This window comes from Pelagibacterium luteolum, assembly GCF_900100665.1.
GTDB lineage: Bacteria > Pseudomonadota > Alphaproteobacteria > Rhizobiales > Devosiaceae > Pelagibacterium > Pelagibacterium luteolum.
This window is the reverse complement of record NZ_FNCS01000001.1, coordinates 162322-181792: the sequence shown is the minus strand read 5'-3', so window position 1 is coordinate 181792 and position 19471 is coordinate 162322. Positions and strand designations below refer to the sequence as shown.

Here is a 19471-nt window from a genome sequence, read left to right as displayed (position 1 = left end):
CGGCGGAGATCGCCGGCACTTTCGTTGGATGCGGGAGTTTTTACCATGACCCAACGCTTTCTTGGGGCGGGGCTGGCGCTGTTCGGGCTGGCTATCGTCTATCTGTCGCTGCAATTGCCTGCGCCGATCGCGGCAACCCGCATTCAGTATGGGGCCGGGTTTTTTCCGATCATCCTCGGCAGTGTCATCGCCATTGCAGGGGCGCTGCTGGCTGTAGCCAAGACCGCGCTGGTGCATGAGGAAGAGGGTGACAGGTATGCGCTTAGAGATTTCGGCAAGCCGCTGGTCGTTCTGATCGCGGCGCTGATCTACGTCTTTTTCAGCCAGCAGATCGGCTTTCTGCTTTTGGCGCCGGTGATCCTCACCGGGCTCTTGCTTTTGGGGCGCGTCGGGTGGCTTCAGGCGCTGGCCATCGGGATCATCGGATCGGTGGTCATCTATATCGTCTTTGCCAAATTTCTACTCGTGCCCCTGCCGTTGGGCCTTTTGACCCCCTGGAGTGGGTGGATATGATGGACAATGTGATCGCGGGACTGGGGCTGCTTTTTCAATTCGACGTTTTAGTCGTTATCGTTTTAAGCGGCATTTTCGGGTTGTTCATGGGCGCCTTGCCCGGGCTGACGGCGACCATGGCCGTGGCGCTGCTGGTGCCGGTGACGTTCTATATGGATCCCGTGCCGGCCATTGCCGCTATGGTCACCGCATCGGCCATGGCGATGTTTTCGGGCGATATTCCATCGGTGCTGCTGCGCATGCCTGGCACGCCCGCTTCGGCCGCCTATACCGACGATGCGTTTTCACTGACCAAGCAGGGCAAAGCGCATGTGGCCATGGGCATCTGCCTTTTGACCTCGGCCATCGGCGGGCTGTTCGGGGCGCTGATCCTTGCGACGCTTGCGCCGCCGCTGGCCAGCGTTGCGTTGAAGTTTTCGTCCTACGAGTATTTCTGGCTCTGCCTTTTGGGGCTGACGACGACGGCGTTCATGATTTCGTCGTCGCGGATCAAGGGCATTCTGTCGCTGGCGCTGGGGCTGTTTGTGGCGACCATCGGGATCGATCCGGTGAGCGGGGTGCCGCGCTTTACCTTCGGGAGCCCCAATCTTATCGGCGGGCTGTCGCTGGTGCCGATCATGATCGGGCTGTTCGCGATCGCCGAAATTTTCCGCTATTACGCGCGGCGAGAGCAGCCGATGCGGCTCGAGCAGAACGCCATCAAGGGCGTGTTCGAGGGGCAGGGCAAGATCTTGTGGAAGGAGCGCCGCTCCATTGCGCAGGGCAATGTGCTGGGTACGACGCTGGGCATTTTGCCGGGGGCGGGTGCCGATATCGCCGCGTGGATTTCCTATTCGGTGGCCAAGCGGTTCGCCCGCGAGCCGGAGAAATTCGGCAAGGGCTCGACCGAGGGGTTGGCGGCTGCGGGCGCGGCCAACAACGCTGCGGTGAGCGGCGGGTTCATTCCGTCGCTGGTGTTCGGCATTCCGGGCGATGCGATCGCGGCGATCATCATCGGCGTGCTGTTCATGAAGGGGGTCAATCCCGGCCCGACGATCTTTTTGAACAACCCGCAGATCGTCTATGCGATTTTCGGCGCGTTTTTCCTGGCCAACCTGCTGCTGATCCCGCTCGGTTGGTTGGCGATCAAGCTCAGCCGATTGATGCTGACGGTGCGGCTCAATATCCTGATGCCGATCATCTTCATCTTCTGCCTCGTGGGCGCGTTCGCCATGGAAAACACCATAAGCGCCGTGGGCGTGGCGCTGGCGTTCGGAGTGATCGGGTTCGTGCTCGAAGCCTATAAATTTCCGCTGGCGCCGTTCGTTCTGGGCGTGGTGCTGGGGCCGTTGCTGGAGCAGAATTTCCTGAGCTCGATGATGAAATCGAGCGGAAACTGGATGGCGTTCATCGACCGCCCGATCGCGGCGGGGCTCGCTCTGTTGACGGTGCTGATCTGGCTGTCGCCTGCGATTGCGGCAGGGATCCGGCGGGCGCGGGCGTAGTCAGATCATCGCGCGGGCGCGGGCGATGATGGGGGCGTCGATCATGCGACCGTCGAGAACGAAGGCGCCTGAGGGGGAGGCGTCGGCGGCGGCGATGACGCGGTGGGCCCAGGCCATGTCCTCGGGGGTCGGCGCGAAGGCCAGATTGAGGATTGGGACGGCGGACGGGTGGACGCAGCTGGCGCCGTCAAAGCCGTGGCGGCGGGCTTCTCGCGCGGCGGTTTCGATGGCTTTGAGGTCGGCGTAATCGGCGATCGTGCGAAAGAGGCCAAGCGAGAGCTTGCCGTGCGCTTTTGCGGCGTAGTGGACCATCAGCTTGGGCATTTTGAGCGTATCGGGATCGGGTTGTGCGCCGAGCGCGGTGGCGAGATCTTCGCCGCCGACCGAGAGGCCGGCGACCGCGGGATGGGCGGCGATGGCTGCGGCGTCGAGAAGGGCGGCGGGGTCTTCGATGAGAGCGAAAAGCGCAAGGCCGGGGGCCTCTGTCGCGAGGGTTTCGATACGGGATCGGCTGGCTTTGGAGACATAGAGGGCGTCGGCGCCGGCGGCACGGGCTGCGCTGGTGTCGCGCGCTGAGGTTTCGGGTTCGGGGTTGATGCGGACGAAGATTTTGGCGCCGTTCCGACGGGCCGAGGCGATCGAGGCCGGGAGCGCGTCGCAAGCCATGTCGCGGCGTTCGGGGCGGATGGAATCTTCGAGATCGAGGATGATGGCGTCGGCGCCCCGCGTGTGCGCCTTGGCGACGAAACGTTCGTTGTCGGCGGGGACGTAGAGAAGCGAGCGCAGGGTCATTGTTTGGTTGCCAGTGCTGCGGTGATTTCGGTGGGCTCGAGTCCGGCTTCGGCGAGGATTCTTTGGCCATCGGCGCCGAGATCGGGGGCGGGGCGGAAAAAGCCGCCGGGGGTTTGTGACAGGCGCGGGACGATATTGTGCATGGGGAGCGTACCGAACTGGGCGTCCTCAAGTTCGAGAAACACTTCGCGTTCGCGGAAGTGCGGGTCTTCATATGCGTCGGCGATCGAATAGATGGGGCCGACGGTGGCGCCGGCGTCGCGCATGATCGTCAGGGCCTCATCGCTGGTGCGGGCGGCGAACCAGCCGCCGATCGCAGCATCGACGATCTCGCGATGTTTGATCCTGTCGGCATTGCTGGCAAAGCGCGGGTCGTCGATCATGTCGGGGCGGCCGATGATCGCAAAGATGCGGTGGGCGACGGCCTGGGTCGAACCCGAGAGAGCAAGGTGTTTGCCATCGCCGCAGACATAGACGTTGCGCGGAGACGAGGTGTTGGAGGCCGAACCGATGCGCTCCTTGATCGTGCCGGTTCTGGCAAAGATCGCAGCTTCGGGGCCGAGGACGGAAAAGATCGGCTCAAGGAGCGAGAGGTCGATGATCTGGCCCTGTGCCGTGCCTTTTTCGCGCGCCAGAAGGGCCGTGGTGACGGCGGAGGCGCCATAGATGCCTGCGATCATGTCGGCAAGGGCAAGCGGGGGGAGGATGGGTTCGCGATCGGGGTGGCCGGTGCGATACGCATAGCCGCTCATGGCCTCGACGATGGTGCCAAAGCCGGGCCATTGGGCGTAAGGGCCGGTCTGGCCATAGCCCGAGACGCGAAGGACGATGAGGCCGGGACTACGGGCGTGGAGCGCTTTTGGGGCGAGGCCCATTTTTTCGAGCGTGCCGGGGCGAAAGTTTTCGATGAAGACGTCTGCGGTCTCGATCAAGGCCCAGAGGGCGTCCATGGCGGCCGGGCGGCGCAGATCGAGGGCAATTGAGCGCTTGTTGCGGCCATAGACTTTCCAGAAAAACGGGGTGCCCTCTTCGGTCCAGGCGCGCAAGGGGTCGCCGGTGGGCGGCTCGACCTTGATCACATCGGCGCCGAAATCGCCGAGCTGCAGCGAGGTCATGTTGCCGGCAACGAGGCGCGAGAGGTCGAGGACTTTGATGCCGCTAAGGGGGCCTTTGGCCTCTGGGTCGAAGGCGCGAGTTGTCATCAACGCAGCCTTTGGCCCGTTTTGGCGTCAAAGAGCAGGGCCTTGTCGATATCGGGCGCGATGGTGATGGTGTCGCCGGGCGAGAGGATCGCGTGGTTGTGGATGACGACGGAAAACTCGGTCTCGCCGATGCGGACGACGAGGTCCTGGCTGTCGCCGATGGGTTCGACAAGCACCACTTCGGCGCGAAGGCCGGTGGGGGCGATGGTGAAATGTTGCGGGCGCACGCCATAGATGATCGGGGTGCCGGCGGGCAGGGGGGAGGGTGCCGCGATGGGCATGCGGGCGCCGTCGGCGAGTTCGATTTCGCTTTTGTCCGAGCCGAGCGTTTTGGCGTCGAGAAGGTTGATCTCGGGCGAGCCGATAAAGCCGGCGACGAAGGTACTGGCTGGGTCCTGATAGACTTCGAGCGGGGTGCCGAGCTGGGCGATGTCGCCATCATGGAGTACCACGATCCTGTCGGCGAGCGTCATGGCTTCGGTCTGGTCGTGTGTGACGTAGATCATCGTCTTGCCGAGCCGCTGATGGAGCTTTTTGATCTCGGACCGCATCTTGACGCGGAGCTTGGCGTCGAGGTTCGAGAGCGGTTCATCGAAGAGGAAGGCGGTGGGATTGCGCACGATGGCGCGTCCCATTGCGACGCGCTGGCGCTGACCACCCGAGAGTTCGCGCGGCAGGCGGTCGAGAAGGTTTTCGAGGCCCAAGATATCGGCGGCTTCTTTTACCCGCGCGGCGATTTCGGCTTTGGGTTGGCCGGCGAGCTTTAGCGCAAAGCTCATATTGTCGGCCACTTTCATATGCGGATAAAGCGCATAGGACTGGAAGACCATGGCGAGGTCGCGCTGTTTGGCGGGCATCGTGTTGACCACCTTGCCGCCGATGGTGACCTCGCCGGCAGTGATGTCTTCGAGCCCGGCGATCATGCGCAAAAGCGTCGATTTTCCGCAGCCCGAGGGGCCGACGAGGACTACGAACTCACCTTCCTCAATGGCAATGGAAATGTCGTTGAGCACCGGCACCTGACCGTAGCGCTTGGAGACGTTTTTGAGCGTGATCTCGGACATCGCTTGTCCTCCCGATGTTAGTGCTCGGCGATTTCAAAGGCGCCGATTTCAAAGCGCCCGGGACCGCCGAGCCGCAGGCCGGCCTGGCCATAGGCAAAGCTCGTGTCGGAAGCGTCCAGCAGGCGCTTTCCATCGACCGAGACGGTGAAATCTTGGCCGCGAAGTTCGACTTCGAGGCGGTAGGTCTGGCCCAGCGCGATCGGGAAATCGGTCTCGGCGAGGACGGTCTTGCCGAAATCCTCTTTGACGATCCTGAGCTTGCCGTCTTCAAATCCGGCGGCGTAAAAGCGGCTGGTGCCCTGGGCGCGGAAGCTTACGAGATGGGACGCGCCGGACTGGGGGGTGATCTCGGCGGCGATGGTCGCGTCGCGCGTATAGAGGTGCCCGGTCCAGAGGTCGGCGTCGGTATCGGTTAGCGCCGTGATCCTGTCGCCCGATTTTTTCCAATAGCCACGGTTCCAGGTGAAGCGGGTGATCGCCTCCCATTCCTCGATTTCCCTGGCCGGATCGATGCGGGTTACGCCTTTGCCGGTGACGCGGAAATTGGCGAGGTAGAGCTTGCCCAGAAATTTCAGGCGCCCGAAATATTCGATATCGATGCCGATTTCATCGATGGCTTCTCCATCGGCGTCAGGGACCGTGAATTCTATATGGGTCCAGCCGCCGGCCTCTGGTGTCTGATAGGCGCCGGTTTCGATGATCGACTTGCTCATCGTGGCGCGGACATAGGGCGCGATGCGGAGGTGGCCGTCGCCTTCCCATGGCTCCATGAAGATATCGAACGCGACGGTCTGCCCGCTGGCAACGAGCGGGGAGAACATCGGGCGGTATCGTTCGTCGTCGAAATCGGAGCGGCGGTAAAAGGGCTTCCAGAACACTTTGCCCGAATGCCCGCGCTCGAAACGGTCCACAAGGATTTCGAGGCCGCCGTTTCCCTCACCATTGTCCTTGTCGGCCCAGCTGAGTTCGAGCTGGTTGGTGCCCGAGGTCTTGAACCCATGGGTTGCGCCGGGGAGGGCGAAGTCGAAATGGACGCCGCGATCGGTGAGGGCTTCGGCCCAGCCCTGGGGGATGTCTTCGCCATCAAGCTGTAGCGCGAGGGTGGCGAGTTCGCGGGCAAAGGTTGGGACATCGACGATATTGAGGGCGCCGGTGACGCCCGACGTCACGACCATGTCGTTGATGGGTTTGCGGTATTTGTCCCACGAGGCCTGTGCGCCTTGAAACGTGCCGATGATGGCACCGGCATTGCCTGCGTTACAATCGGTGTCCCACCCGCACATCGTGGCGATTTCGACGGTGCGGCAGAGATCGCCCTTGCCGTAAATCATGGAGAGAGCCAGGACACCGGCATTGGGGATGATGTGGCAGACGCCGGGGTAGCGATCATAGCCCCAATCGCGGGTCAAAAGATCGCGGCAGGTGCGCCAATCGTCGGGGTCGGTCTTGAACTGGCCAAGGACTGCGTTGACAACGGCGGCGTAAGTTGAATCAGCGGGGATGACCGAGAGTCCGATCTTGAACAATTCATCGACCGATTTTGCCGTAAAGGCGGCGGCGATCATCGCGGCGCAAAAGCGTGCGCCGTTGAGGCCCTCGCCGTCATGGGCGACCGAGGCGGCAATGGCCGACATTTCGGCGGCGCGTTCGGGGTTGCCGGGGTTCACCCAGCCCCAGCTGTCGATGAAAATCTGGCCGCCGATCTGTTCGGCAATGGCTGCACCGTTTTGGGCGATCGAACCCGATCGCGGGGCCTCTATACCGGCGCGCAGATTGAGATAGGCCGTGTGTTCGGTCGAACGGCCATAACCACCCCACCAATACATGCCATGGCCCTCGGCGGCGTAGTTGAGCCAGGTTTTTGCGACCTCGTGCGGAGTGGGGCGCAATTGGTAGTCGCGCATGGCGCGGATGAAATAGACGGGGCCGTTGGTGTCGTCGTCGGCGGCGAAGGTCTTGAAGTCTCGCAAATAGCCAGTGATCTCGCCATAGGTGTCGCGGATGCGCTCATAGCTCCAGATCGTGGGCTCGACCGGCGCGCCGAGACGTACGCCGATGGCCTTGCCGAGAAAGCCCGAATAGATGCGAAAGACGAGATCGGAAGAGGAAAGCATAGAATATCCTGAAGTCTGAATGGGTTAGAGCGCCATGGCGCGTTCGGGCGTCCGGTCCCCGAAAATGGCGGCGCGACGCGTGGCCAGTTCGGTGCGGCGTGCGTCGTCGGCGGCCATGATGGCGAGGGCCGTGTCGGCAAATCGGCCGGCTTCGGATGCGAGGTCTAGGCGGTTGATCTTGTCGATCTGGGCAGCCTCGGCAGCATCAATCACGGCCTCGCCGTGCATGGCGCCAAGTATCGCGCCGGCCATGACGCCGATGGAATCCGTGTCGCGGCCCGAATTGATGCCGTTCTCGATAGCGGTGCGGAAATCGCCACCGGCCGCGATGGCAAAGCCGAGCGCCAAGGGCAGTTCCTCGATGGCCTGGAAGCGCGAGGGCTGGTAGCCCGCATTGGGCTGACCGGCGCGGGCCGAGGTGTGGTCGAGATCGTCGCCGAGCGCTGAAAAGCGTGCGATGCGGGCGTGAAAGGTCGTAACGATTTCGTCGGGTTCGGCGCCTTTGTCCCTCAAGATTTCAGCGGCTTCGGCGATGTCGGCGATGGCGGTACGGGTGCCGTCCTTGGCCAAGGCGTGGGCGCTGCCGACGATTTCACCGATGCTCGTTTGCGGCACGAAGGCGGCGGCGACGGCTGCGGCGAGGACGCCCGCGGCCTCTAAGCCGTAACTCTGCTGATGGCCGGAGGCAAACGCTATGGCTTCGTCATAGGCGGCGATTGGGTCGCAGGCGTTCACGACGCCAATGGGGGCGATGTACATGGCGGCGCCGCAATTGACCATGTTGCCGATGCCGCCCTGGCGCGGGTCGCATGAGGACAATTGGTGGCGCTGGAATATCCATTTTTCAGGATAGAAGAGGCGTTCGAGGAGGGCGCATTCGCGCTGGAGCTCGGGCACGTAGCGGTGCACCCATGCGATCTGGCGCACGAAGCCCTCGGCCATGTCCCAGGCGTCGATATGGCGGCGCACCTCGTTATAGACGGCGATCAGCGACAGCGTCATGAGCGTATCGTCGGTGACGATGCCATTGCCGCGCACGCGGCCATTGCCGGCGGCGGGGTCGCGGCTCGTTCGGTGCCATTGGGTGTCGAGCGTTTCGACGCGCCCGTACAGCTGTTTGATCTCGGCTGGCGTCAGTTTTTCGACGGGCGCCCCGATGGCGTCGCCAAAGGCAACGCCATGGAGCAGCCCGCGGACCCGGCTGTTGAAAGTCGGGCCCGCGTTCTGCTGTTGTGTCATGGAAGCACTGTCCTTGCGTATTCGGTCATGGCGTTGCCGCCGGCTGCGTTCCAGCCTTCGACATATTGGTCCCACTGGTCCATCGACCATTCGCCAGAGACGAAGCGGAAGACCGACGAGCGGTAGTATTGTTCGGCGGCGTCCACATCGCTGGCCAGTTCGGCGGGCCAGACAAAGGCGTTGTCGGGCACGAAATATTCAGCACCCTGGGCGAGAGAGCCCTGGCCGACGTCGGAGAGCAGGTCGACCGGCGGGCTCCAATAGTCGGGATTGACCGTCCAGAAGCGCGGATACCAGGTGCCCATGGCGGGCAGGACTTCGACGGTGTCGCCGTTCATCGTGTAGTGCTCGCCCTCGACGCCGAGGCGATCGATGAACTGGCCCTCGGGGCTGGCGAGGAAGTCGAGGACGGCAAAAGCCGCTTCCTTGTTGTCGCTCATGGCGTGGATGGCGAATCCGCGATCTTCCTTGGCGACGTTAACGGCTTCCAGTCCGTCGGGGGGCGCAAGCAGGGTGAGGTCGGAGCCTTCGTTTATTTCCTGCATCTTGGTGCGGTAGATATCGATCACCGGACCGGCGGTGCCCATGACGACGGCGACGCGGCCAGTGTAGAATTTGTCTTCCTTCACTTCCCAGTTCGAGGTGACGTATTCGGGGTCGAGGATGCCTTCGGCGTAGAGCATCTGGTAATATTCAAGCTTGGCGCGCTCGGCGTCCGATACGCGGGCGTGGATCCATTCGCCGTCCTGTTCAAGCCAGGTCGCGGTGACGCCGAATGAGGGGTTGAAGATGGCGTCGAGTTCGGCGGTGTTGTCTGGCGCAAGGATGCCGTAGGTGTCCTGGGCGCCGTTGCCGTCGAAATCTGACTCCGACATCGCGCGCAGGAATTCGGTCCACTCGTCGAGATTGGTCGGCGCGGCGAGGCCGCTCTCTTCGAGCCAGTCGCTGCGGACGACGGCGGATTTGGTGCGGGCGGGGAAGACATAGAGCAGATAGGGGTAGTTTTCGAGGCGCGCGACGTTGTGCGCCCAGAGCGCGTCCTTGAGATAGGTCGACTGTTCGATCCAGGGGCGGAGATCTTCGAGAATGCCCTGATTGGCGAACTCGGCATCGGCGCCCTGGAAATACATGATGTCGGGGATTTCGCCCGAGAGAAGGCGCAGGCTCAAGGCGTCGGGATAGCCCGAGCTGGGGATGCCGATGAGTTCGATATCGACAGGCGTGCCCGCTTCGGCCATGCTGGCCTCGATGCGTTCGGCCAATTCGGCGTCGCCGGGATTTTCATGGGCGATGATGGTGACAGTTGGGACGTCCTGAGCCAGTGCGGCCCCTCCCAGTCCCGCGGCCACTGCGATCGCAGCGACCGAACTCAGCAGATTTCGTGCAAGCATTTTACTCTCCTCCTTGGTAGAATGTGCTTGTGGTTATCCCTTGAGGGCACCGCTCATGGTGCCCTTGGTGAAGAACTTTAAAATCAGCGGATAGACCGCCAGAATGGGCAGGATGGTCAGCATGATCATCCCGGCGTTCAGCGCGCGGGAGCTGATTTGGCCGGCGCCCTGGTAATTGGTCATCGCGGCGACGCCGACCATCGAGGATTTGTCGCCTTCAAGAACGAATTTGCGCAGCACGACCTGAAGGGGATGCATTGCGGAGTCGGTGAGGTAGATCATGGGGCGCAGGAACTCGTTCCAGTGATAGACGAGGTAGAACAAGGTGATGGTGGCGAGCGCCGGCATGGTGAGCGGCAGGACCACTTTCCAGAGCGTCTGGAAGGCGTTGGCGCCATCGAGTTCGGCGGCCTCGAGCAGTTCGCCGGGGACTTCCTCGAAAAAGCGGATGAGGATGATCAGATACCAGGCGTTGACGAGCTTATAGAGGATGACGGCCCAATAGGTGTTGAGCAGGCCCAGTTCGCGCACGACGAAATAGTCAGGGATGAGGCCGGGCTCGAAAACGATGGTGGCGAGGACGAAGACGAAAAGAATGCGTCGGCCGGGGAGACGAGGGCGGGAGAGCGCCCAGGCCATGAGGGCGGTGAAGGTGACGTTGAGGATGGTGCCGGTGACGGTGATGAACACCGAGTTGAGCATACCGCGCTGAACGCCGGGATGGCTGAGCAACAGCATCCAAACGTCGGTGGAAAAGCCGCTGGGCGTTACGGCGAGCCCGCTCATGGAGGGCACCTGCGCCGGGTCTGAAAACGATACGGCCAGAAGGTTGAGGATCGGCTGGACGGTGATCACCACCATCAGCAAGAGGCTCGAGACGATGATTGTCTGTTCGAGGCGTTCGAAACGGGTTGAATTGGCGCGGGCCATGTTACCACACCCCCTTGCCGGTCAGTCGCTTGGAAATCGTATGGGCGGCAACGATCAGCACCATGCCGATGACGCCCTTGAAGAGCCCCGCAGCGGTGGCCAGCGAGAACTGTCCCGATTGCAGGCCGATGCGATAGACATATGTGTCGATGATATCGATCTGGTCGCGCACGGCGTCGTTGGCGAGGTTGAAGACCTGATCGAACCCCGCGTTCATGAACAGGCCGACATTGAGGATGAACAGCGTCGCGATGGTCGGGGTGATGCCGGGCAGGGTGACGTTGATGATTTTCTGCCAGCGGTTGGCGCCGTCCATTTCGGCGGCGTCGTAAAGCTGGGGGTCGATGGCCATGATGGCGGCGAAATAGAGCAGCGAATCCCAGCCCGCTGAACGCCACATCTCGGAAAACACAACGACCCAGCGGATGGAGCCGCTTTCGGTCATGAAGCCGCGTGGCGAGAGGCCCGCCCAGCCGCGGATTTCGTTGACGACACCGGACGAGGGGGAGAGCGCGGCGATGAAGATGCCGGCGATCACCACCCAAGACAAAAAGTGCGGCAGGTAGATCGCTGACTGGATGAAGCGGCGCAGGCCGGAGGCGCGCACTTCGTTGATCAAGAGCGCCAGAAGGATGGGGACGGGGAAGACGAAGGCCATCTTCATGGCCGAGATGATCAGGGTGTTGGCGAGGACCTGAAAGAAGGCGCGCGAGTCGAAAAGCGTCTCGAAATGCTTGGTGCCGACCCAGAGGTTGTCACCGAAAATGCGGAAATCCTCAAAGGCGAGCTTGGCCTGATAGATCGGGTAGTAGTGAAAGACGATGAAATAGACGAGGCCCGGCAATAGCATGAGGTAATAGGGCCACCAGGCCCTGATTTTCATGCCGAGTGCGGTCCGCAGATTAGCCGTTTTGGGAACGTTCCCAATCACGGATAAATGCGCTGCCAGTTGCTTTTCGTCCAAACTCATCCCTAGTTCCTCCCTCCCGCGACGAGCCGTGCGGAGCGGTTATCTTTTTCCGTCCGGGCGAGCGATCCGCGCATCGTGAGCGTACATTCGAGCAGCACGCGGCGGTGATCGAGATTGCCGTCGATGGCCTCGGCTAGAAGCTTGATGCCCTCAAGGCCAATGGACCGGGCGGGCTTTTCGATGGTGGTCAATCCGGGGTCGGAGAAGGCTCCGGCTGGAATACCGTCAAAGCCCAAAATGGACACTTCGCCGGGGCAGGTGAGACCGGCCTCGCGCACGGCCAGCAGGGCGCCGAGTGCCATCAGATCATTGGCGGCAAAGATGCACCGGACGGCTGCGCCTTCACGTTCAAGGAGGCGCAGTGTGGCGGCCTTGCCGGATTCGACAGTGTATTCGCCCTCTTCGATCATCAGCGTTGCGGGGTCGATATCATGGGCGAGGCAATGGTCGTGCACGACGCGCAAAAAGCGCACGCGTGCCAATCGATTGGGCGAGCCCAAAAGGAGGGCGGGGCGAAAATGTCCAAGGCTGGCAAGGTGATCGAGCCCAAGGGCGACGCCCTGGGCGATGTCGCTGCCGACGCTCGAGAGCTCGGGAAAGCGCTCGGCGCTCGATCCGATGAGGACGACGGGGAGGCCGAAGCGGCCCAGGCCATCGACATTGTCGGCGACCGGATTGACTATGGCGCCATCGACGCGCGCCTGGCGCAGGGCGCGCAGATGGCTGGCTTCGCGCGCGGCGTCCCAGTCGGAGCTGAAGATCAAAAGAGAGGAGCCATTGGCGGCGGCGGCATCCTGCGCGCCGCGGGCGACTTCCGCCCAGAAGGGATTGGCGATGTCGGGAATGACGAGCCCGATCATGCCGGTGCGACCCGCCCGCAGGGAGTGGGCGAGATGGTTGCGCTCATAGCCCAGTGCGCGCACTGCGGTGAGGACGCGTTCGCGGCTCGCCTCGCCGATATGGGGGGAACCGGACAGGGCGCGCGCGACAGTGCTTTTCGAGACACCGGCCGCTTTGGCGATGTCGATAATCGTCGGTTGCCTGTTGCCCGAATTGCTCATGGTGCGCACGGCGGCGCGATTTCGCGCCTTTCCTCCCAGTGCCGTTTTGGGAACGTTACCAATTTTTGCGAACGCGAGTCAATAATCTGTATGCAGTTGGCGAACGACGGATAGTCAGGGTGCGAAGCGGCCGCGTTCGTCGGCTTCGAGGAGTTCGTTGATGACGTTCTTGATGTGGCGCGACATGGCCTTATAGGCCGCGTCCGGGTGGCGCATCTTGAGGGCGGAGACGATGGAATGGTGGTCGCCGATCCAGAGCGGGCGGACGCTTTCGGCGTGGATGTGTTCGTGGAGTTTTTTCCACATCACGGATTCGTCGCGCTGGCTCCACAGCGCCTCGATCATCGAGATGATGATGGCGTTGTTGGTCATCTTCGCGATGGTCATGTGGAAGTCCCTGTCGCCTTTTTCCTGTAGCAGAACGACTTCGGTTTCGCGCTCCATCTGGGCGATGCATTCTTCGAGCATCATGATGTCGTAGGAGGTGGCGCGTTCGGCGGCCAGCGCCGCGGCGCTGGACTCAATAGCAAGGCGCGCTTCGAGGAGTTCGAAGGGGCCGGGGCCGGTATCGACGCCGGCCAGATCGAAATTGATCTGACCGGGGCGGGCCGGCAGCACCATGATGCCGGCGCGACCGCGCACCTCGACGATGCCGCGCATTTCGAGCGCGATCACCGCCTCGCGCACCACGGGGCGGCTGACTTCGAGCTCTTCGGCCAGTTCGCGCTCGGACGGCATGTGCCAACCCGGATCCCCGGCATTGGCTTCAATCATGCGCGCGATGCGGCGCGCCACGATCTGATAGAGCCGTTGCCCGGCAAACAGGCGCGGGGCGAAATCATCTGTGATGGTCGCGTCTCCTTGCTGGGCGGTTTTCCTGTTCATGGCAGCCATGACGTATAGAGCGGGTGATTGGCCGTGATGGGAAGTTGTGTCGGTTGGCCGGTGCGCTGGGAATAGTACGCTGCGGTGACCAGTTCCAGTGAATTGCGCGCGTCTTCGAGGGTGACGGGCGGTTCGCCGTCATTGACGATGGCGTCGTGGAAGAGTTCGAACTGGCGGGTATATCCATCCTCTGCAACCTCGTATTGCGCGAGGGCAGAGTCAATCTTGGCCTGATGTTCGGGCTCTCCGGCGGTAAAGACCCAGGGGTCGCGGCCCATGGTGTAGGGTTCGAGGATGCTTTCGGCGACCATATCGGCAAAGCAGAAGCGCAGGCGGGAAATTTCTTTGCGCGAGCCCAGCGTCATCGACAGGGCGGCGAGCGAGCCGTTGGCCATCTTGATCGAGAGCGCCATGGTGTCTTCGACTTCGATCTTGTTCACCAGCGTTTCGCCATAGGCAAAGACTTCAGCGCAGGCGCCGTGGACGTAGTTGAGCATGTCGTGGGCGTGGATGGCGTGGCCCAAAAGACCGCCGCCCAATTCGCTGGCCCATTTGCCGCGCCAGGGTACGTCGTAATAGGCGGGGCCGCGCCACCAATGAGTTTCTATTGTGGTGAGGAAGGGCTTCCCAGTCAGCCCCAGTTCGATCAGGCGCTTGAGCTTTTGCAGGCCCGAGCCATAGCGATACTGGAAAATGGGCATGAATTTGCGATCGGTTTTCGCAACGATCTCGACCATTTTGTCGACATCGGCGATCGAGCCGAACAGGGGCTTTTCGCAGATCACGTGCTTGCCCGCCTCGATGGCGCGCTTTGAGAATTCGAAATGGGAATCGGGCGGGGTGCTGACGTCGATGATGTCGATATCGTCGCGGGCAAAGAGCGTTTCGACGTTATTGGTGAACTCGCCGACGCCGAATTCGGCCACGGCCTGGCGGCCGCGGTCCTCGTCGAGCGAGCAGAGCACCGGCACCTCGAACAGATCCTTGTTCCAGTTGTAGCCGGCCAGATGGCGCTGGGCGATGCCGGCTCCGATTACGCCGACGCGCAGTTTCCGGGTCATGGCTATATCCTTAGAGCTTGGGAGAAATGTCGGTGGCGCGGGTCTGCGCCTCCAGCGAAAGGCGGCAGACCTCATAGACATGGTCCTGGGTCATGGCCGTCTCGGTGCGGTCGCGCACATCGGCGCTGAACTGGCGGAAATAGTCGAGCTCTTCGTTCGCGCAATCGATGTATTCGACGCCCTTGTCGTTGACGAGGAACAGGTGGTCCTTACCCTCGCGACCCGCGATATCGATGTATTTGCGCAGTTCGATATAGCCCTTGGTGCCCATGATGGTGAGGCGTCCGTCGCCCCATGTGGGCAGGCCATCGGGGGTGAACCAATCGACGCGCACATAGCCGGTGGCCTTGTCGCTGCGCAAAAGGCAATCGCCGAAATCTTCGAACTCAGGCGCTTGGGGGTTGGCGAAATTGCCAATTTGGGATGTCACGACTTCGCCCGTGGTGGAGCCTGTGTAAAAGAGGAACTGGTCGATCTGGTGAGAGGCGATATCGACGATGATGCCGCCAAAGGCGTCGTGCTTCCAGAACCAGTCGGGGCGCGATTGGCCGAGCCGGTGCGGGCCGGTGCCGATGGTCTGGATGACCTGACCGATGGCGCCCTCGGCAATGAGCTTGCCGGCCTTGACCGCCGAGCGTACGCAATGGCGCTCCGAAAAGCAGATCGAAAAGATCTTGCCGGTGTCGGCGACGGTTTTCTTGATGTCATCGAGCTGGTCGAAGGTTGTGACGCCGGGCTTGTCGCTCATCACGTCCTTGCCGGCGCGCATGGCGGCAATGGCGATGCCGGCGCGGTCGCGGGGGATGGCGGCGGTGCAGATGATGTCGATGCTTTGATCAGCCAAAAGCGTTTCGCGATCGATCTGCGGCGCGTCGGGATAGGTGCTGGCAAAATTTTCGACAAGGCCGGGGATCGAGGTTTTCGGGCAATAGCCGACGAACTCGGCACCGGCGCGGGTGAGGCCTTTGACGTGGTCGAAGATATGGCCGTGGTCGATGCCGATGGCGGCAAATCTGAGCATTGGAAACTGTCCTCCGGGGTATCTTGCGGCTGCCGATCGCGGAGCCGAAATCGTCTCTGTGGTCAAACCAGAGCGAAATTCACCTATGCTGTCAAGGGGGGCGACGGGCAGGAATGCGCATCCTCGCGTGGCCGGTGTTGTCTGGAGCGAGTGCGAAATGTGAGGAAATGCGCTGATTTTTCGAATACTTAGACGGAAAGCATATCGCGCGCCAAAATCTGGTCAAACCAGAGACTTGACATTTTGGTTTTACCAGAACAGGTTTTCACATCTGTCGCAGCTCAAGCGATGGCGTCCTGAGGAGGAGGAAGCAATGTTACGAATGACGTTGACGACGACGACCGCCCTCGCGCTGCTTATGACCAGCGCGTCCGTAACGACGGCCTTTGGCCAGACGATCACGCTCTGGGCCGGCGATACCGGTACGGGTGGCGAGATTTTTGCCGAACTCGCCGAGCAGTTCGAAGCCGAAAACCCCGGCGTTGACGTCGTGGTCGAAGAGGTCAGCTACCAGACGCTAGTCGAGAGCCTGCCGGTGCAGCTCGAAGCGGGCGAGGGGCCCGATATCGCGATCATCACCGATCTGGGCGGGCTGAGCCGGTTTTATGCCGATATCACTGACAGCGTGGATGCCGACTATTTCGAGCAGGAATGGGGCCAGACGCTTGGCTGGCTGCGCGGAGGCGACACGGAAACGACGGCGATCTTTGGCATGCCGACGACGCTGACGGTCAATGGCGGCTACGTCAATCTCACGCTGTTCGAGCAGGCCGGCGTGCCCGTGCCCGAAGAGGGTGCGACATGGGAAGAATGGGCCGAGGCCACACGGCAGGTCGCCGAAGCGACCGGCACGGAATTCCCCATGGAGATGGATCGCTCAGGCCACCGCTTTGCCAGCCTTGCGATTTCCTATGGCGCCGAACTCGTCGACGAAGCGGGCAATCCGGTGGTCGATGACGGCCTCAAGGCGGCGATCGAGCAATTCGTTACATGGCACCAGGACGGCACGATGCCGATGGATCTCTGGGGTGCCGTTGGCGGCGCGACGCACCGCGAGCTGTTCTCGGACTTCCTTAACGCAGATACCGTGATGTATTTCGGCGGGTCGTGGACGCTGGCGCAAATGGATACCGAAGTGGGCGACCTCTTCGATTGGGCCGTCATTCCTGCGCCCTGCGGGCCGTCCTCATGCACCGTGATGCCGGGCGGTGGCGCGATGACAGTCTTCAGCCATTCGCAAAATCCCGATATCGCCGGCCAGTTGATCGACTTCTATGCCCGGCCCGAGAACCTCGACTACTACATCTCCAACGAGGTCGAGATCCCATCGGCTGTGTCGCAGATCGAAAACGGCGTCGAATATCCCTCGGCCTCCGAGCGGACATCGGAAGCCTTGGCGACGTTTATCGCGCAGATCCCCAAAATGGATGATGCGGCCTATCGTTTCCAGGGATGGCGCTATCAGCGCGCCATGATGAACGCGATGACCACGCGCATCAGCCAGGTGCTCAACAATGAGCTGACCGTCGATGAAGCACTGGTGCGCATCGAGGAAGACGTCAACCTCGCGATCCAAGCGGGCGGCTGATCAGCGTCTCGCTAAGCCAACAGCCGTCCCGCTTGCGCGGGGCGGCTTTTATCCCGGTCATTTAAGGATGAATGGATGAGCGCACGGAGCCAATTTGCGGCAGCGACGGGCACCATAGCGGCGTTACCGGCGCGGCTGATCGAGCCCTTGATGTATGGCCTGCAGCGCCTTGTCGGCATCAAGCGCATGCCCTGGGTCTTCCTCATTCCCAATCTGACGGCGGTGGTGCTGTTTGCGCTTTTGCCGGTGTTCATCAATATTTTTTACTCGGTAAGTGGCAGCGACCGGCTGTTTCCCTGGGATCGCCCGCTGATCGGCGGGGCCAATTACGCAACGCTGTTCGATTGCGGAAATTATCTCGATCCTTCGACCTGCTCGCGCGATCTGTTCTGGCGGGCTTTGGGCAATACGACCGTGTTCGTACCCATCCAGGTGACCGTCATGATCGGGGTGGCGCTGATTACGGCGCTCTGCCTCAACCGCGAAATTCGCGGGCGCGGCTTTTTCCGCGGCATCTTCTTTTTCCCCGTGATGCTTTCGCCGGTCGTCGTTGCCCTGATGTGGCAGTGGATCTTGCAGCGCAATGGCGCGCTCAACGGGTTGATGGGGGCGGTGGGACTGACGCCGGTCAACTGGCTGGTGTTTCCCAATACCGCGTTTTTCTGGTCGGTGTTCATCACCGTCTGGGCGCATATGGGGTTTTACACCATCATCCTTTTGGCTGGCCTGCAGGCGATACCGCGCGACGTCTATGAGGCAGCGCGGATGGATAGCGCCAGTCCGTGGCGATCGTTCACCAAGATCACCCTGCCGTTGCTGAAACCCGTGCTGCTGGTGGTGTTTATCCTTGCCGTCATCCGCTCGGTGCAGACGTTTGACGAACTCTACGTTCTGACGGGTGGCGGCCCGGGTTCGGCGACCATGCTGATGGTCCAGTATATCTATGAGGTGGGCTTTGCCAGCCAGCCGCGCAATTTCGGCCTTGCCGCTGCGGCCTCGCTGCTCCTGGGGCTGGCGCTGTTGATCTTTACCGCCATCCAGATGCGTATTTCGAGAGGGGGCGCAAATGACTGATCTCGGCGTGGTCAAGACGGGCTCGTCAATCGGAGCCTTCATCACACGGCGGCGCGGGCGCAAGAAGCTCGATTGGACCGATTGGCTGACTTACGTCTATCTGCTCTTGGGCCTTGTGATTATGTTCACGCCAGTGTTGTGGGTGGTGGTTTCGTCCTTCAAGACGCCGGCCAACCTCACCGAATTTCCGCCGACGCTTTTGCCCTATGCGGCGGAGACGGTGATCGTCGAGGGCCATGATGCTCCCTTGCCGCTGTTCGACGTCACGACCGAAGAGGGCGAGACGGTGCGGCTGGCGCAATTGCGCCGCGTCGGCATCAACGCGCAGATGATCGATCCGGCCAATCCCGAGGAGCGGTTGACCATTCCGGTCGAAAACGCCCAGCCGGTGCGGCAGATCTATCTGGCGGGCGAGAACTACACCAATCTGCTCTCGAGCACGGGCGGGATGATCTGGCGCTATGTGTTCAACAGCCTGTTCATCACGATCGTTGCGACGATCATCACGCTGATCATGAACTCGATGGCGGCGTTCGCGCTATCGAAATACCGGTTTCGCGGGTCGAACATGGCGCTGGTCGCCATCCTTGCGACATTGATGATACCGGCCACCGTCGTTCTGGTGCCGACCTATATGATCGTCGCGCAATTGGGGCTGGTGGGGAATTTATGGGGCGTGATCCTGCCCACTGTGGCGACGCCCACGGGCGTCTTCCTGCTCAGGCAATACATGCTGACCATTCCCGACGAGTTGATCGAGGCGGCGCGTATGGATCATGCCAGCGAATGGCGCATCTTCTGGCGCATCATCCTGCCGCTCTCGGCGCCGGCGCTGGCCGTTGTCGCGATCTTTTCCATCCTGTCGCGCTGGAACGACTTCCTCTTGCCGCTGGTGGTTCTGACGCGGCGGGAATCCTACACGCTGCAATTGGCGCTGGCCTCGTTCTCGACCGAATATGGCATCCGCTACGATCTGCTTTTAGCCATGACCACGCTCACGGCCCTGCCGCTCGCCTTCGCCTTCATCTTCCTGCAACGCTACATCACGAGCGGCATCGCTTCGACCGGCATCAAATAAGGGG

Annotated in this window: 17 protein-coding genes; 5 read left to right on the top strand and 12 right to left on the bottom strand. The window is 61.8% G+C overall.

The genetic code is table 11. The features are described from left to right. Positions 1 to 45: 45 nt before the first annotated feature. The gene (locus tag BLR31_RS00885; RefSeq protein WP_090589850.1) at positions 46 to 513 is read left to right on the top strand and encodes a tripartite tricarboxylate transporter TctB family protein; all 468 of its coding nucleotides are present in this window, start codon (positions 46 to 48) and stop codon (positions 511 to 513) included. Beyond that, positions 513 to 1997: a tripartite tricarboxylate transporter permease gene (locus BLR31_RS00880; protein WP_210183871.1), complete on the top strand. Its 1485-nt coding sequence runs from the start codon at positions 513 to 515 to the stop codon at positions 1995 to 1997. Before BLR31_RS00885 ends, BLR31_RS00880 begins: the two co-directional genes overlap by 1 nt. On the opposite strand, the gene BLR31_RS00875 is transcribed toward BLR31_RS00880, so the two are convergent. The 12 genes from BLR31_RS00875 to BLR31_RS00820 all read right to left on the bottom strand — a co-directional run bounded on the left by BLR31_RS00875 (position 1998) and on the right by BLR31_RS00820 (position 15727). Beyond that, entirely contained in the window at positions 1998 to 2789 is a 792-nt protein-coding gene (locus BLR31_RS00875) for an HpcH/HpaI aldolase/citrate lyase family protein (protein ID WP_090589843.1), read from the bottom strand. Further along, entirely contained in the window at positions 2786 to 3991 is a 1206-nt protein-coding gene (locus BLR31_RS00870; protein WP_090589840.1) for a CaiB/BaiF CoA transferase family protein, read from the bottom strand. Before BLR31_RS00870 ends, BLR31_RS00875 begins: the two co-directional genes overlap by 4 nt. Continuing rightward, on the bottom strand, positions 3991 to 5055 hold the full coding sequence (locus BLR31_RS00865) for an ABC transporter ATP-binding protein (RefSeq protein WP_090589835.1): 1065 nt from the start codon (positions 5053 to 5055) through the stop codon (positions 3991 to 3993). The genes BLR31_RS00870 and BLR31_RS00865 overlap by 1 nt, the downstream gene beginning before the upstream one ends. A 17-nt stretch (positions 5056 to 5072) precedes the next feature. After that, positions 5073 to 7169 (bottom strand): ADP-ribosylglycohydrolase family protein, encoded by a 2097-nt coding sequence (locus BLR31_RS00860; RefSeq protein WP_090589830.1) that lies wholly within the window; start codon positions 7167 to 7169, stop codon positions 5073 to 5075. A gap of 24 nt (positions 7170 to 7193) precedes the next feature. Continuing rightward, complete coding sequence (locus tag BLR31_RS00855) at positions 7194 to 8408, bottom strand: ADP-ribosylglycohydrolase family protein (RefSeq protein WP_090589826.1); 1215 nt, start codon at positions 8406 to 8408, stop codon at positions 7194 to 7196. Continuing rightward, entirely contained in the window at positions 8405 to 9799 is a 1395-nt protein-coding gene (locus BLR31_RS00850; protein ID WP_090589822.1) for an extracellular solute-binding protein, read from the bottom strand. Before BLR31_RS00850 ends, BLR31_RS00855 begins: the two co-directional genes overlap by 4 nt. Positions 9800 to 9832: 33 nt before the next feature. Continuing rightward, positions 9833 to 10729, bottom strand: coding sequence for a carbohydrate ABC transporter permease (locus BLR31_RS00845; RefSeq protein ID WP_090589818.1), 897 nt, complete (start codon positions 10727 to 10729; stop codon positions 9833 to 9835). A gap of 1 nt (position 10730) precedes the next feature. Continuing rightward, positions 10731 to 11699, bottom strand: coding sequence for an ABC transporter permease (locus BLR31_RS00840; protein WP_090589815.1), 969 nt, complete (start codon positions 11697 to 11699; stop codon positions 10731 to 10733). A gap of 2 nt (positions 11700 to 11701) precedes the next feature. After that, positions 11702 to 12760, bottom strand: coding sequence for a LacI family DNA-binding transcriptional regulator (locus tag BLR31_RS00835; RefSeq protein WP_090589811.1), 1059 nt, complete (start codon positions 12758 to 12760; stop codon positions 11702 to 11704). 114 nt (positions 12761 to 12874) lie between these two features. Continuing rightward, positions 12875 to 13645 (bottom strand): FadR/GntR family transcriptional regulator, encoded by a 771-nt coding sequence (locus tag BLR31_RS00830; protein WP_090591945.1) that lies wholly within the window; start codon positions 13643 to 13645, stop codon positions 12875 to 12877. Next, positions 13642 to 14706 carry a Gfo/Idh/MocA family protein gene (locus BLR31_RS00825; protein WP_090589809.1) on the bottom strand — a complete coding sequence of 355 codons (1065 nt, stop codon included), beginning with the start codon at positions 14704 to 14706 and terminating at the stop codon, positions 13642 to 13644. The genes BLR31_RS00830 and BLR31_RS00825 overlap by 4 nt, the downstream gene beginning before the upstream one ends. Before the next feature lie 10 nt (positions 14707 to 14716). Then, the gene (locus tag BLR31_RS00820; protein ID WP_090589804.1) at positions 14717 to 15727 is read right to left on the bottom strand and encodes a Gfo/Idh/MocA family protein; all 1011 of its coding nucleotides are present in this window, start codon (positions 15725 to 15727) and stop codon (positions 14717 to 14719) included. Positions 15728 to 16040: 313 nt separating this feature from the next. Here BLR31_RS00820 and BLR31_RS00815 point away from each other — a divergent pair, with 313 nt between their 5' ends. The 3 genes from BLR31_RS00815 to BLR31_RS00805 all read left to right on the top strand — a co-directional run bounded on the left by BLR31_RS00815 (position 16041) and on the right by BLR31_RS00805 (position 19467). Beyond that, on the top strand, positions 16041 to 17315 hold the full coding sequence (locus BLR31_RS00815) for an ABC transporter substrate-binding protein (protein WP_090591940.1): 1275 nt from the start codon (positions 16041 to 16043) through the stop codon (positions 17313 to 17315). Between the two features lie 75 nt (positions 17316 to 17390). Beyond that, positions 17391 to 18389: a carbohydrate ABC transporter permease gene (locus BLR31_RS00810; protein ID WP_425287202.1), complete on the top strand. Its 999-nt coding sequence runs from the start codon at positions 17391 to 17393 to the stop codon at positions 18387 to 18389. Next, complete coding sequence (locus BLR31_RS00805) at positions 18382 to 19467, top strand: carbohydrate ABC transporter permease (protein WP_090589801.1); 1086 nt, start codon at positions 18382 to 18384, stop codon at positions 19465 to 19467. Before BLR31_RS00810 ends, BLR31_RS00805 begins: the two co-directional genes overlap by 8 nt. Positions 19468 to 19471 lie beyond the last annotated feature (4 nt).